Below are 13,910 nucleotides of genomic sequence, written 5' to 3'. Positions count from 1 at the left end.
AACCCTTTCAAGACGAGGATGCTTCAGCATCCCGCATGTTGCAGGGGTTTGGGTAACGCGCCCAAAATCGGTCGTTTTAAAGTCTTGCCAGCCACCTTATGCAGCCGGAAGCTGAGGTGGTCCATGTCTTTTCTGTTTACGATTCTGTTCTATTCCGCAAGCCTTTGCCTGCGGCGCCTGCGCTTTGGGCAGGCTTGGCACACGCCTGTCAGGCTTGCGCTGGGCGTGCTGATAGCACTGCCGTTCGCGGGCATTTCCGGTGCTGCCGCAGCCGACGTCACTCTCAAGATCGGCGTGGAACAGACCAAGTATTCGCTTATCGGCTCCATGGGCGACATCGTCTATTCCAGCCTTGCATCGGACAATCCGACCATTCCCGGTGTTACCGTCAGAACATTCGACTCCAGCGGCATTCTTTATCTCAACACCAGCGGAACGCCGACGACCACCGGCACATACACATTCAACGGTTCCTATTATTATTATGCCTATGATCAGGAATGCGGCGCTTACTATGAAGCTACGGTCAATTACGGCCTTGATTACGACCCACCGGCCGGGAAAAACTGCTCCGGCTACTATAATATCGTCAGCGGCACGTTTACCCGCACGGTCGAAGTTGTTGCCGCCACCCTGTCCGTCAGCCCCACCAGCCTCGGCACGTTGACCGTCGGTCAGGCCGCCAGCGTCTCGCTGACGACAACGGGGGGATCCGGCACCTAAAGCTATGCGCTCGCCAGCGGCAGCAGCCTTCCCGATGGCCTTACCCTCAGTGGCTCGACCGTCCAGGGAACCCCGACGAGCGCGCAATCCTACAGCTTTTCGATCGAGGCGACGGATAATTACGGCAATACGGCCACGCAGAGCTATTCCGGCACGGTGACGGCTGCGCCGACCATCAGCCTGTCCACCTCTGCCACGACGACAACGAAAGGGAGTTCCGTTACCTTCACCGCGACGCTTTCGGGCGGCACATCCCCAAGCGGCAGCGTGGTTTTCAAGGATGGTTCGACAACCTTGCAAACCGTGTCGCTCAGCGGCTCCACTGCCAGCTACACGACATCGGACCTCAGCGTCGGCAGCCACAGCATCACCGCCACCTATGGCGGCGATGGCGATAATAACAATGCAAGCGCCTCGGCAATCACCGTGACGGTGGCCAAGACAAGCCCCGGCCTGACCTTGAGCCCTTCCACCAGCAGCCTGACCGTCAAGGAGAGCCTGACCCTGACGGCAACGCTGTCCAGCGGCATCTCCCCCACCGGCACCGTGACGTTCAAGGACGGCACTACGACCCTTGGCACGGGACAACTCAATGGCACCACCGCCACTTTCACCACGGAAAGCCTCGGCGTTGGCAGTCACACCATCACCGCCACCTATGGCGGCGATGGCGACAATGGCACCGCAACGGCCTCGGCCGTTACCGTCACGGTCACGCAGGCAAGTCCGGCGCTCACCCCTGCGGCATCGGCAAGCAGCCCGACCATCCATGACAGCGTGACATTTACCGCAACGCTCTCTGGCGGCGTCTCTCCCACCGGAACCGTGACGTTCAAGGATGGCAGCACGACGCTTGAAACCGTTCAGCTCAGCGGCATGACGGCAAGCTTCACCACCAGCAGCCTTGCGGTTGGCAGCCACAGCATTACCGCCACCTATGGCGGCGACACCAACAATGCCAGCATCACATCCTCCGCCATCAGCCTGACCGTGCAGCAATCATCCTCAGCCCTTGCGTTGAGCGCGTCTGCCACGAGCCTGAGGCTGAACGAAAGCGTGACCTTTACCGCCAGCCTCTCCGGCGCCATTTCACCCGGTGGCACCGTGACATTCAAGGACGGCACCACGACGCTTCAAGCCGTGCAGGTCAGCGGCACGACGGCAAGCTTCACCACCAGCAGCCTTGCAGTTGGAACGCACAGTATTACGGCCAGCTATGGCGGCGACAGCAATAATGCGGCCTCCTCATCATCCGCATTGAGCGTCAGCGTAGCTCTGCCGGTTCTCACCCTTTCGCCAACGGCCAGCGGCCTGACCTCCGGCACATCCGGCGTCAGCTATAGCCAGAGCTTTACCGCCACCAACGGCACCAGTCCCTACAGCTTCGCGGTAAGCGCCGGAAGCCTGCCGGCAGGCCTGACGCTTGCCGCAGGCGGCACGCTTTCCGGCACTCCCTCCGCGAATGGCAGCTACAGCTTCACCTATACCGCCACCAACAGCTCCGGCGCATCTTCGGCGGCAACCGTCACCCTGACAGTTACCGCACCGACACTGACGCTGACACCCGCCTCCGGCGCGCTGACCGCAGGCGTCGTCGGATCGGCCTATGCCAGCACCAGCCTTTCCGCATCGCTGGGCACCGCGCCCTACAGCTTTGCCCTCTCCTCGGGAAGCCTGCCTGCCGGGCTTGCGCTGTCCTCCTCCGGCACATTGTCAGGGACGCCCACGGCCGCGGGCTCGGCAAGCTTCACCGTCCGGGCCACCGATGCCAATGGCGCGACCGGCAGCGCCAGCTATTCGCTGACAATCAGCGCGCCTGCCGTCAGCTTCAGCTTTTCTCCAGCCGCCGGCACCCTGACAGCCGCCATGGCAGGGGAGGATTACAGCCAGACCATCGTGGCCAGCGGCGGCACCGGCACTCTTGTCTACAGCGTCTCCTCCGGCACGCTGCCCTCCGGCATGATCCTCAATATCTCCACCGGCACGCTCACCGGCCCGCTGGCCAGCGGTTCGGAAGGCAGCTACAGCTTCACCATTGCCGTTCGTGACGGAAACGGCTCCACCGGCAGCGCGCATTACAGCCTCACCGTCAAGCCGCGTGCAGTGACGGTGAGAGACAAGACCGTCACGGTTGCCGCAGGTGAAACCCCGGCGGATGTCTATCTCAACCGTGGCGCAACGGGCGGGCCGTTCACCTCGGCCGATGTGGTTTCCGTAGAACCCGCCATAGCCGGTACCGCCACCATCCGCAGCGGCGAGCTGGCCGATACCAGTTCAAGCACCCCGGTTGGCTGGTATCTGCAATTCACTCCGAACGCCTCCTATGGCGGCCAGGCGCGGGTGAGCTATCGCCTGATCAGCAGTCTCGGCTCATCCAATGCAGGAACCGTGACCTATACTCTTTCCTATGATGCAACGACTGTCACCAGCGAGGTGAATGGGCTGGTGCAGGATTTCGTCCGCACCCGGCAAAGCCTCATTTCTTCCGCCATACAGGTGCCCGGCCTTCTTGAGCGAAGGCAGATGAGCATGGCAACCGAGCCTGTCACGACGAAGCTTTCTCCCGGCGACACATCCATGGTGATGGGCTTCTCCACGAGCCTCGCGCAGATCGATGCTGCCAGAAACGGCGGCGCATCCGGCCCTCCTGACTTCAATCTCTGGATCGACGGCACGATTTCCACCTTCAACAATCAGGACAGCAATGGCAGCAAATGGGGCTCCTTCGGGATGCTGAATCTTGGCGGCGACTATCTCGTTTCCGATCGCCTGCTGCTTGGCCTGTCCTTCCATTATGACCGCATGACCGATCCCACCGATGAAGACGCGGAACTGAAGGGCAATGGCTGGATTGCCGGTCCCAACGCCTCTCTGGAAGTGGCGAAGGACATCTTCTGGGATACGAACCTGCTCTATGGCGGCTCGGCCAATACCGTCGATACCGGTGTGTGGAGCGGTGACTTCGACACCTCGCGCATCTTTGCCGATACGGCCCTGACCGGCCAGTGGAAGCTCACCCCGGATACGGTCATCACCCCCAAGCTCAGGGCCGTCTATTTCTCCGAGCGGGTCGAGACATACACCGTCAGCAACAGCGCCAACGACAGCGTCAGCATCGAAGGCTTCAACGAAGAGCAATTCCGCCTTTCGCTCGGCGCGGAAATTGCCCGCTCCTTCAAGCTTGCCGATGGTGGAAAATTCTCGCCCAAGCTTGGCCTGACCGGCGGCTATTCCGCCATGGACGGCAGCGGCGCCTTTGCCTCTGCCACGGCAGGCTTCTCATGGCAGCCGGATGCGGCGTGGAACGTCAATGCAAGCCTGCTCTTCAGCGTCGAGGGCGACGGAACGACATCGATCGGCGCGCGGGCAAGTGCTGCGCGCAAGTTCTGAAACCGTGCAGGCGCAACGAAAACCCCGGACGACACGATCGACCGGGGTTGTTGTTCCTGTCCAGAGGTTCGTGAGACGGAAGCCCGGCCTCAGGTTTTGCGGAAGGTCAGATAGGCCGAGGAGCGGCCTTCGCGGCGGGCCTTGGCCTCATAACGGGTGCCGGGCCAGCCCTCATAGGGCGTCAGCCAGTCTGCGCTGCAACGGGCCTGCCATTCAAAGCCGCCATGGTCGCGGCAATGGGCAAGCGTCCAGTTGACATAGCTATCGATGTCGGAGGCAAAGCAGAACAGGCCGCCGGGCTTCAAGACCCGGTGGAAGCGCTGAAGATTGACCTGGGAGACAAAACGGCGCTTCCAGTGCCGCTTCTTCGGCCATGGATCGGGATAGAGAAGATCGATCTGGTCCAGACAATTGGCCGGAAGCCAATCCAGCAACTCCGTCGCGTCGTCATCATATACGCGGATATTGGGCAGGCCCTCCGCCTCGATGACCGCAAGAAGCTTGGCCATGGAATTGACGAAGGGCTCCACGCCGATAAAGCCGGTGTCTGGCGCATTTCGGGCGCGATGCGCCAGGTGTTCCCCGCCGCCAAAGCCGATTTCCAGGCGAAGACGTGTTACCGGAACCGGAAACAGCGCCTCAAGCCCGGCGGGCGGCTCTGTGGAAAGGTCCAGCTTGCGCTGCGGCAGGAGATGCGACATGCGCTCGACCTGCTGTTCGCGAAGCGGCTTTCCCTTGCGGCGACCGAAAAATGCTTCGGTCGCCCGGCTGCGGCGTGTTTCTTCAGTCATACAATCAGGCTTTCAGAGCGTCCTTGAGCGGCTTGACCAGATCGATCTTCTCCCAGGAGAAGGACCCGTCACGGCCAGCCTTGCGGCCAAAATGGCCATAGGCCGAAGTCTTGGCATAAATCGGCTTGTTGAGATCCAGATGGCGGCGAATGCCGGAAGGCGAAAGGTCAATCACCTTGCGGATTGCCGCTTCGACGGCGTCCTCGCCATATTTGCCGGTGCCGTGCAGATCGACATAGATGGACAGAGGCTGGGCAATGCCGATAGCATAGGAAATCTGGATCGTGCAACGCTCGGCAATGCCTGCGGCCACCACGTTCTTGGCAACATAGCGCGCGGCATAGGCCGCGGAGCGGTCCACCTTGGTGGTATCCTTGCCGGAAAATGCGCCGCCGCCATGCGGTGCTGCGCCACCATAGGTATCCACGATGATCTTGCGGCCTGTCAGGCCCGCATCGCCATCCGGTCCGCCAATGACGAACTTGCCCGTGGGGTTGATGTACCATTTGCAATCGTCAGCGATCTTCAGATCACCGAGAGCTTCGCGAATGTAGGGCTCCACCACCGAGCGAACCTTGGCCGAATCCCAGCTTTCATCGAGATGCTGGGTGGAAAGAACGATGGAGGTGGCCTCATAGGGCTTGCCGTCCACATAGCGAACCGTAACCTGGCTCTTGGCATCGGGGCCAAGCTTGCCAACGTCGCCCTCGCCCTTTTTGCGCGCGGCAGAAAGCAATTGCAGGATCTTGTGCGAGTAATAGATGGGAGCCGGCATCAGATCCGGGGTTTCCGTGCAGGCATAGCCGAACATGATACCCTGGTCGCCAGCGCCTTCGCTGTTGTTCTGGTCGGCGGCCTTGTCCACGCCCTGGGCGATATGGGCCGACTGCGAATGCAGCAGAACGTCGATCTTCGCGGTCTTCCAGTGGAAACCATCCTGTTCATAGCCGATGTCGCGAATGGCCTTGCGCGCCGCGGCCTTGAACTTGGCGGGATTGATGACTTCATTGCCCGCCTTGTCGGTTTTCATCAGACTGGGAGGAAGGCGGACTTCACCGGCAATCACCACCCGGTTGGTGGTGGCCAGCGTTTCGCAGGCGATGCGCACTGTCCAGGGATCGACACCCGTTTTGGTGGCTTCACGATAGACCAGATCGACAATTTCATCGGAAATACGGTCACAAACCTTGTCGGGATGACCTTCGGAAACGGATTCACTCGTAAACAGGTAAGCGGAGCGCATACGGGATTCCCCTCAATGAACCAAATGACTCTGCCTCAGAGCATCTCCAGGACATAGGGAAAGCGGATTCCCCTGCGGAAATGCGTGAAAACAAAGGTTTAAAGTCTCGCCGTGCTTCAATCAAACACGATCGGACTCTAGAAGTTATCGGCTCAAAAAACAAGGGACACAACGACATAAATATATCTTTATGTCAGCAATCCTCCCTGTTCCAGACACAAAAAAAGCGGCCCGCACGCCGCTTCTTTTGTCCGGTAAAGTCTGACTGCCTTACTCTGCGTCCGCCTCGGCGGCAAGCGCCTTGACAAGATCCACCACGCGGCGGCGCACCTTGGGATCGTTGATCTTCACGAAGGAGCGGTTCAGTTGCAGTCCCTCGGAGGAGGACAGGAAATCCACGACATAGTTCGAGCTTGCCGCATCCGAGAAACCGGGATTGCCGCCGGAAGCCGACTGCTCGCCGGGCGCATCCTCGAAGAAGAAGGAAACCGGGACGTTCAGAATGCTCGAAATATTCTGAAGGCGGCTGGCTCCGACGCGATTGGTGCCCTTTTCATACTTCTGAATTTGCTGAAAGGTGATGCCGAGGCTCTCGCCCAGCTTTTCCTGGCTCATGCCAAGCATGGTGCGGCGAAGCCGGATACGGCTACCGACATGAATGTCGATCGGGTTCGGCTTCTTCTTGTTTTCCAACATGGTTCAATCCTGACGATGGTTGTAATTAACGCATAACCCGCTCCGCTTGCAACTCTTTATAACGTCACGTTGTGCAATTGAAAGACCAAGGCACACGGCAAGTCGGTTACGAGTACAACCACTATGCATTTTTAGGGGTTTTGGGTCAATCGATCCTCTAAACAAAACCTAAACGAGAAATTACAGCTAAAGATAATAACAAACATGTTACCACCAAAAAGTTGTAGCCATCATGAGAATAGTCACTTTTATTCAAAATCTGCAACTTTAGAGAAATGTCCTCTGCACCTTCTGCGTTCAATCGCATTCCGGAAACGACCCTGCCCTTACCATCAATTATGGCAGAAATGCCATTATTGGCATCGCGGATCACCGGCCTGCCGGTCTCCACGGCACGCAGGCGGGCCTGAAGAAAGTGCTGGTACGGACCCGGCGTATTGCCGAACCACGCATCATTGGTGACGTTGATAATGGCGCTCGCGCCGGAAAGTTCCGGCGTCATCTCGTTTGGAAAAATTATTTCATAGCAGATCAGCGGATAGAGCCCGATCCCGCCCGGCAGGCTGAGGAGATTGCGGCGCGCACCCGCCGTAAACCCTCCCGGCAGCGCGATGAGGTTTTCGATGCCAAGCTTGCCAAGCAGGCGCTCGAAGGGAACATATTCACCAAACGGGGTCAGATGAACCTTGTCCGTGGCGGCGATAATCTGACCGTGATGGTCGATGGCGTAGATGGAGTTGTAGTAGCGCGGCGGCTCGCCTGCGGCCTGCTCCTCGGAGCGCACCGTGCCGGTGATCAGCACCTGCCCCTCCTGAAGCGTCTGGGCGATGCGCTGAAGCGCGTCGGGATTTTCCGTCAGGATGAAGGGAATGGTGGTTTCCGGCCAGATCACCAGATCGGGCCGCTTGCCCCCGTCCTTCGGCGGAAGGGCCGTCAGCCGCAAATGCTTTTCGAACACGGCAACACGGTCTGAATTTTGCAGCTTCACCGATTGATCGATCGCCGGCTGCACGAGCCTAACGGTCATCTCCCGCCCGTCGCTACCGGCTACGTCATCAAGGTTCAGCCGGTAGACGCCATATCCGAAATGCGCAAACACCAGCAGGCTGGCCAGTGAAAGACCAAGGCGCAGGCCCCGTCTTGTCGCCAGAAGTGCTGGCGCCGAATAGACAAAGACCGCCAGCGCCGACATGCCGAAGAGACCGACAATTCTGACCGATTGCATCATCACCGGCACTGGCATGGCGGTGTAGCCCATGGCATTCCATGGAAACCCCGTGGCGACGAAGCTGCGAAGCCACTCCGCAAGGCCAAAGGCGGCCGCAAGCGCGGCAACCCTCCCAACCCCGTCCGACCAGAAAAACCGCGCGAGCGCCGCCGCAAACCCGTAAAACAAGGCCAGCACCGCCGGAAGGCCAAGCACCGCCAAGGGCAGCGCCCAGGCAAACTCGTCGGCCTCCAGCAACAGGGCCGCGCCCAGCCACCACAAGCCCGCCACGAAATATCCGAAGCCAAACAGCCAGCCAAGAAAAAAGGCGGATCGTAAACCGCGAGAGCCAAGGCGTCGCGGATCGCCCCCAACCCCATCCATGAGCCAGACGAACAGCGGAAACGACAGGAAAAGAATGCCGAACACACCAAAGGGCGGCAAGGCAAGCGCACCCATCGCCCCCGCCAGGATCGCCAGAAGCGCGCGGCGCCATCCATCCAGAAGCATGATCCTGCCTGCCACCCGCTCCATCCCTGCCCTCTCCCATCATTTTCGAATCAATTCGACGCAGTCTTCCAAAAATGCGGCCTTTTGTCGTGCTTGCCTGTGAATGGGCATAATTCACCATTGCGGTCTGGCCGCGCAGGGATAAGATCATAACATGAACAAAATCGAATCTTTGCTGGCCACTACGGCACTGTCATCCGGCGACAGCCATATCAGCTTTGGCGCACTTCTGTTTGTGCTTGCCCTGATTTTCGGGCTTTGCCTTCTGTTCGGCCTGATCTTTCGTCGCAATAGCGGCCCATGGGAGGCCATGGCCGATGCCGCAGCAGAGCAGCAGGCACTGGAAGACCAGCGCATGGCGGCGCTCGTTCAGGCTCAGGCCGAAATGCAGGGACGGCTTGCCGCCATGACGGACATGCTCGGCTCCAAGCAGAGCGAATTCAACCGCACGATCAACGAGAGGCTGGACGGCCTGACGCATCGCATCGGCGCGACACTGACGGAACAGACGAAATCCACCCATGAAAATCTGCGTCACCTTCAGGAGCGGCTGGCCGTAATCGATGCGGCGCAGAACAATATTCAGTCGCTGGCCAAGGACGTTGTCGGGCTGCAAGCCATTCTTTCCAACAAGCAGACGCGCGGGGCCTTCGGGCAGGCGCGCATGGAAACCATCGTCGCCGACGGCCTGCCCATGGGGGCCTATGCTTTTCAGGAAACCCTGTCGAACGGATCGCGTCCGGATTGCGTGATCCGGATGCCAAACGGCCAGCCGCCGCTGGTGATCGATGCGAAATTCCCGCTGGAAGCCTGGAATGCCATTCGCGACGGGGCAGGCCCCGAGCAGAAAAAACAGGCAGGGCAACAATTCCGCCGCGATATGGAAGTGCATCTCAAGGATATTTCCGATAAATATCTTCTGGCGGGCGAAACGCAGGAAACCGCATTTCTTTTCGTCCCCTCCGAATCGATCTTCGCCGAGATCCACGAGAATTTCGAGGCCGTGGTGCAAAAGGCCCATCGGCTGCGCGTGGTCATCGTCTCGCCTTCCTTGCTGATGTTGTCCATTCAGGTCATTCAGGCGGTTCTGAAGGACCAGAGAATGCGGGAACAGGCGCATCGGATTCAGAAAGAGGTCATCCATCTGATGGAAGATCTTGGCCGGTTGGACGACAGGACCCGCAAGCTGCAAAGCCATTTTCTTGCCGCGCAGAAGGATGTCGATATGATCCTGACTTCCGCGGAAAAGCTTTCCAAGCGCGGCGGCAAGATCGAGGCGATGGATTTTGAAAGTCAGCCGGAAAGCACGTCCAAACCCGTCAGCGCGGAAAGCCGCACCGGCCTGCTCAAGCTCAGGGTCGTTGACGAAGACTGAAGGCGCACGCCTCGAAAAGCGGCAACACGTAAGCATTTAGCCGGCCGCATTTCCGGACGGGAAACCGGTTTCCACTTTCCCTGGAAATCAACTGCTTTTGTTCGGCGCATTTCCGCACGGGAAACCGGTTTCCACTTTCCCTGGAAATCAACAGCTTTTTGTTCGGCGCATTTCCGGACGGGAAACCGGTTTCCACTTTCCCTGGAAATGCTTTATGGAACCCCGCGGTCGTTTACACACATAAGCATGTTGCGAGAATACGCGGCAGCAGACGGGCTCAGGCCAAGAGGCCGATGCGCCAGCCAGTTTCGGGAGACTAGTGATGATTACGGTTTTTGGTTCCATCAACATGGACCTCATTGCGACCACGACTCGCCTGCCCAAGCCCGGCGAAACGGTAGCGGGAACCGGCTTTGCCACGGCTGCGGGCGGCAAGGGCGCCAATCAGGCCTTGGCTGCCAGAAGAGCGGGGGCCGAGGTGCGGATGGTCGGCGCGGTCGGCGCGGACCAGTTTGCCGCCCCTTCCCTGGAATTGCTTCGGCAGGCCGGTACCGATCTGACCAGCGTTAGGACGGTGGAAGGCCCGACCGGAACGGCGCTCATTCTCGTTGAACAGGACGGCGAAAACATGATTACCGTCATTCCGGCAGCAAATGCCAGTGTCACCAGCGCGGATGCCTCCGCAACCGTCAAGGCCATGACCGGCAATGACAGTCTGGTTCTGCAACTCGAAATTCCCGCCGATGCCGTCGAGACGGCGCTTATCGAGGCGAAAGCTGCGGGCATTCGCACGATCCTGAACCTCGCTCCGCTGACGGAGGATGCCGCAAGGCTGGGCGGGCTTGCCGATATGGTGATCGCCAACGAAACCGAATTCGAACGGCTGGCAGGTGAAACCGGTTTGGGGAACAGCGAGCGTGAAGCCGCGCTGAAGCGCCTTCATGCCCAATCCGGCCAGACGTTGATCATCACGCTTGGGGCAGACGGCGTCATGGCCATTCGCGACGGGCAGATCGTGCGGGCCAAGGGCCTCAAGATCGAACCCGTCGATACCGTCGGAGCAGGAGATACGTTCTGCGGCTATCTTGCCGCCAGCGTCGATGCGGGCATGGAATTCGAAGCCGCGCTGCGCAGGGCGGCGGTTGCCGGGTCATTGGCCTGCCTGAAAGCGGGCGCCCAACCGGCCATTCCGTCGGCCAGCGACGTCGAGCCGCACCTTTAGAGCATTTTCAGGAAAAGTGGAAGCCGGTTTTCCGTCTGAAAATGCGTAAAAACAGATAGTTAGAGCGGTTCAATGTCTCCATGAAACAATGAACCGCTCTAAGGGATTTTTCCCGCGATTGCCTTGTCCGTGTTTCATTGTAACACGGACAAGGCTGATTGTTTGTTACAATGCCGTGAAGCATCCGGGCCATGAAGCATGGCCGGTTCTGATTTTGGCGCGAAGATCCCGAAAAGTCGGATCAGGGAACGAGCAAGGTTCCCACGCCATGCTCGGTGAAGATTTCCAGCAGCACCGAATGCGGCGTCTTGCCGTTCAGGATAACCACGCCCTGCACGCCCGCATTGATGGCCTCGATGCAGGTTTCCACCTTGGGGATCATGCCGCCGGAGATCGTGCCGTCCTTGATGAGCGCGCGTGCTTCGGCAACCGACAATTCCTTGATAAGCTCGCCCTGCTTGTTCAGCACACCCGGCACATCCGTCAGGAACAACAGGCGGTCGGCGCGCAGCGCCCCGGCAATGGCGCCTGCGAAAGTGTCGGCATTGATATTGTAGGTGTGTCCGTCCCGGCCGGGCGCCACCGGCGCGATCACCGGAATCATCTCGGATTTGGCAAGCAGATCGAGCAGCGTGCGGTCCACCTCGACCACCTCGCCGACGAAACCGAGATCCAGCACGCGTTCGATATTGGAATCGGGATCGGTTACGGTCTTCTTGGCCTTTTCGGCAAAGACCATGTTGCCGTCTTTGCCGCAAAGACCAATGGCCCATTCACCCGTCTGGTTGATGAGCGCAACGATTTCCTTGTTGATCGAGCCTGCCAGAACCATCTCGACGATTTCGACGGTTTTCTGGTCGGTGACGCGCAGACCGCCTTCGAATTTCGATTCGATGCCCATTTTCGCCAGCATCGCGCCGATCTGCGGCCCGCCGCCATGCACGACGATGGGGTTGACGCCCGATTGCTTGAGAAGCGCTATATCCTCGGCAAAGATTTTGCCCAGTTCCGGGTTGCCCATGGCGTGTCCGCCATATTTCACAACGATGGTCTTGTTCTCGTAACGCTGCATGAAAGGCAGTGCCTGGGCCAGCAGGCGGGCCTGAATTTCGCTTTCAGAGGCGCTCATAAGCAATTCCTTCGTCGGATTCTATGCGGATGTCCGGCGCCTTTTAACGGAAGAATCGCCGGGAGGGAATAATCCACTTGGGCTCTTCCGCCGAATTGCCAAGGCAGGCCTTGGCAATTCCACGCAAATGCGCCGAAACAGGGACGGGAAGAGGATGAGCGAGACAATAGCAGCATTGCTGGCAAGAGTTGGCCTGAAGCAGCAGGCCGCCTTTCGCGAACTTTACCGCCTCACCAGCCCGAAGCTTTTTGGAGTGTGTCTGCGGATGCTGAAGCGCCGGAGCGATGCCGAAGATGCCTTGCAGGAGGTTTACGTCCGCATCTGGCAAGGTGCGGCAGGCTTTGCGGGCAGCGGTCAGGGCGCATGGCCATGGCTATTTGCCGTGGCCCGGCATCATTGTCTCGATCGCCTGCGGCGCCGCCAGATGGCGACAGTGGAAATCGAGGAGGCCGCCGACATTGCCGATCCCGGCCATGACCCTGAAACGGCGCTGCACTGGGCCGGGGAAGGAAAGCGCATTGACACCTGCATGGAAGCGTTGGAAGCTTCGCGTGCAGCTGCCGTAAGGCAAGCCTATGTGGAGGGGCTCAGCTATCGCGAACTGGCGGATCACCATAATGTACCGCTGAACACGATGCGCACGTGGCTGCGGCGCAGTCTACTGACGTTGAGAGAGTGCATGGACAGATGACGACACCGGATCAAAGCAAGGGAGGACGCTCGCGGGACGAAGTTCTGGCGGGCGAATATGTGCTGGGTGTGCTTGCATTGGAGGATCGCAAGCGCGTGGAAGCCCGCATTCGCAAGGATCGGCAATTTGCCGCCATCGTGCATCGCTGGGAGGAGAACCTCGCCAGTTTCAATGAGGATTACGAGCCGGAACAGCCGCCGCCCCTGACCTTTTCCCAGGTGGAGGCACAGATTGGCGGCAACCGAAGCCGACCTTCCGGCCCGCGCGCAACGTCAACGCTGTGGAACTCGCTTTTACTCTGGCGAACTCTGGCGCTGGTCAGCGTCATCGGTATGGCGACCTTTGCGGGCGTTGAATTCGGCTTGTGGGACAAGCATTTCCACAGCGCGCCGCTCGTGGCCGATCTTGGCGCCGCAAACCGGCCTTTCACCCTGGTCGCCAGTTTCGACCGCATGACCGGCAGCCTGAGCGTGACCCCGGCGGCGCCATCCGATGTCGGGGCGAAATCCCTGGAACTCTGGGTGATCGAGGGCGACAAGCCCGCGCGTTCGCTGGGCATTCTGCCGCAATCGGGCGAAGGCCGTGTGATCGTGCCTGAAAAGCTGCGCCGTCAGGTGCGCGAAGGCATGATCTTTGCCGTCAGCATCGAACCGCTTGGCGGCTCACCGACCGGACATGCCACCGGCCCCGTCATCGCATCCGGCAAATTGCACGCGCTGTAGGGTCAAAACCCATCCTGATTGAGTTTTGACCCTACTGCATAATTCCTTAAATCGGAATCGATTTAAGGTGAAAATTATGCAGCAGATTTAAAGTGTTACAGCTTCCTTTGTGCGTTCGATAAAACGCACGGCGCTGTAACGCCAATGTGAACAAAAATTTGCCCGTGGGGTGAAACTCTTTTGCGCCTGCGCACGTCTTTGAAGGCAGTTC

Annotated in this window: 11 protein-coding genes and 1 pseudogene; 7 read left to right on the top strand and 5 right to left on the bottom strand. The window is 59.4% G+C overall.

Going from position 1 to position 13,910, the window contains the following annotated elements:
- Positions 1 to 123 precede the first annotated feature (123 nt).
- The 3 genes and pseudogenes from T424_RS0104560 to T424_RS23220 all read left to right on the top strand — a co-directional run bounded on the left by T424_RS0104560 (position 124) and on the right by T424_RS23220 (position 4,113).
- Positions 124 to 723 (top strand): hypothetical protein, encoded by a 600-nt coding sequence (locus T424_RS0104560; protein WP_027486673.1) that lies wholly within the window; start codon positions 124 to 126, stop codon positions 721 to 723.
- Between the two features lie 63 nt (positions 724 to 786).
- Positions 787 to 2,523, top strand: a pseudogene (locus T424_RS23225) (beta strand repeat-containing protein); the annotation flags it as partial.
- Between the two features lie 66 nt (positions 2,524 to 2,589).
- Positions 2,590 to 4,113, top strand: coding sequence for an autotransporter domain-containing protein (locus tag T424_RS23220; RefSeq protein ID WP_407921378.1), 1,524 nt, complete (start codon positions 2,590 to 2,592; stop codon positions 4,111 to 4,113).
- An 89-nt stretch (positions 4,114 to 4,202) separates the two neighbouring features.
- Here the strand turns inward: T424_RS23220 and trmB are convergent, their stop codons facing one another.
- The 4 genes from trmB to lnt form a co-directional block, all read right to left on the bottom strand.
- Positions 4,203 to 4,904 (bottom strand): tRNA (guanine(46)-N(7))-methyltransferase TrmB, encoded by a 702-nt coding sequence (trmB, locus tag T424_RS0104545; protein ID WP_027486670.1) that lies wholly within the window; start codon positions 4,902 to 4,904, stop codon positions 4,203 to 4,205.
- A gap of 4 nt (positions 4,905 to 4,908) precedes the next feature.
- A complete protein-coding gene (gene metK / locus T424_RS0104540) occupies positions 4,909 to 6,147 on the bottom strand; it encodes a methionine adenosyltransferase (RefSeq protein WP_027486669.1) in 1,239 nt (412 codons plus the stop codon).
- A 270-nt stretch (positions 6,148 to 6,417) separates the two neighbouring features.
- Positions 6,418 to 6,843 (bottom strand): helix-turn-helix domain-containing protein, encoded by a 426-nt coding sequence (locus tag T424_RS0104535; RefSeq protein ID WP_027486668.1) that lies wholly within the window; start codon positions 6,841 to 6,843, stop codon positions 6,418 to 6,420.
- 157 nt (positions 6,844 to 7,000) lie between these two features.
- A complete protein-coding gene (lnt, locus tag T424_RS0104530; protein WP_027486667.1) occupies positions 7,001 to 8,584 on the bottom strand; it encodes an apolipoprotein N-acyltransferase in 1,584 nt (527 codons plus the stop codon).
- Positions 8,585 to 8,714: 130 nt separating this feature from the next.
- On the opposite strand from lnt, the gene T424_RS0104525 reads away from it, so the two are divergent.
- A complete protein-coding gene (locus T424_RS0104525) occupies positions 8,715 to 9,935 on the top strand; it encodes a DNA recombination protein RmuC (protein WP_037066637.1) in 1,221 nt (406 codons plus the stop codon).
- Positions 9,936 to 10,257: 322 nt separating this feature from the next.
- Positions 10,258 to 11,157: a ribokinase gene (locus T424_RS0104520; protein WP_027486665.1), complete on the top strand. Its 900-nt coding sequence runs from the start codon at positions 10,258 to 10,260 to the stop codon at positions 11,155 to 11,157.
- A 241-nt stretch (positions 11,158 to 11,398) separates the two neighbouring features.
- Here the strand turns inward: T424_RS0104520 and argB are convergent, their stop codons facing one another.
- A complete protein-coding gene (gene argB / locus T424_RS0104515; RefSeq protein WP_027486664.1) occupies positions 11,399 to 12,286 on the bottom strand; it encodes an acetylglutamate kinase in 888 nt (295 codons plus the stop codon).
- A gap of 154 nt (positions 12,287 to 12,440) precedes the next feature.
- Here argB and T424_RS0104510 point away from each other — a divergent pair, with 154 nt between their 5' ends.
- Complete coding sequence (locus T424_RS0104510; protein WP_037066634.1) at positions 12,441 to 12,977, top strand: sigma-70 family RNA polymerase sigma factor; 537 nt, start codon at positions 12,441 to 12,443, stop codon at positions 12,975 to 12,977.
- Positions 12,974 to 13,699 carry an anti-sigma factor gene (locus tag T424_RS0104505; RefSeq protein WP_027486662.1) on the top strand — a complete coding sequence of 242 codons (726 nt, stop codon included), beginning with the start codon at positions 12,974 to 12,976 and terminating at the stop codon, positions 13,697 to 13,699. The genes T424_RS0104510 and T424_RS0104505 overlap by 4 nt, the downstream gene beginning before the upstream one ends.
- Positions 13,700 to 13,910 lie beyond the last annotated feature (211 nt).

The organism is Allorhizobium undicola ORS 992 = ATCC 700741, assembly GCF_000621665.1.
Classification (GTDB): domain Bacteria; phylum Pseudomonadota; class Alphaproteobacteria; order Rhizobiales; family Rhizobiaceae; genus Allorhizobium; species Allorhizobium undicola.
The sequence above is the reverse complement of the archived record's forward strand: the minus strand, read 5'-3'. Positions and strand labels throughout refer to the sequence as shown.

Excerpts from the sequence above, each read along its gene's own strand:
- T424_RS0104560 (WP_027486673.1), top strand. The coding sequence starts at position 124 with ATGTCTTTTCTGTTTACGATTCTGTTCTATTCCGCAAGCCTTTGCCTG.
- trmB (WP_027486670.1), bottom strand. The coding sequence starts at position 4,904 with ATGACTGAAGAAACACGCCGCAGCCGGGCGACCGAAGCATTTTTCGGT.
- metK (WP_027486669.1), bottom strand. The coding sequence starts at position 6,147 with ATGCGCTCCGCTTACCTGTTTACGAGTGAATCCGTTTCCGAAGGTCAT.
- T424_RS0104520 (WP_027486665.1), top strand. The coding sequence starts at position 10,258 with ATGATTACGGTTTTTGGTTCCATCAACATGGACCTCATTGCGACCACG.
- T424_RS0104525 (WP_037066637.1), top strand. The coding sequence starts at position 8,715 with ATGAACAAAATCGAATCTTTGCTGGCCACTACGGCACTGTCATCCGGC.
- argB (WP_027486664.1), bottom strand. The coding sequence starts at position 12,286 with ATGAGCGCCTCTGAAAGCGAAATTCAGGCCCGCCTGCTGGCCCAGGCA.
- T424_RS0104535 (WP_027486668.1), bottom strand. The coding sequence starts at position 6,843 with ATGTTGGAAAACAAGAAGAAGCCGAACCCGATCGACATTCATGTCGGT.
- T424_RS23220 (WP_407921378.1), top strand. The coding sequence starts at position 2,590 with ATGGCAGGGGAGGATTACAGCCAGACCATCGTGGCCAGCGGCGGCACC.
- T424_RS0104505 (WP_027486662.1), top strand. The coding sequence starts at position 12,974 with ATGACGACACCGGATCAAAGCAAGGGAGGACGCTCGCGGGACGAAGTT.
- T424_RS0104510 (WP_037066634.1), top strand. The coding sequence starts at position 12,441 with ATGAGCGAGACAATAGCAGCATTGCTGGCAAGAGTTGGCCTGAAGCAG.
- lnt (WP_027486667.1), bottom strand. The coding sequence starts at position 8,584 with ATGGAGCGGGTGGCAGGCAGGATCATGCTTCTGGATGGATGGCGCCGC.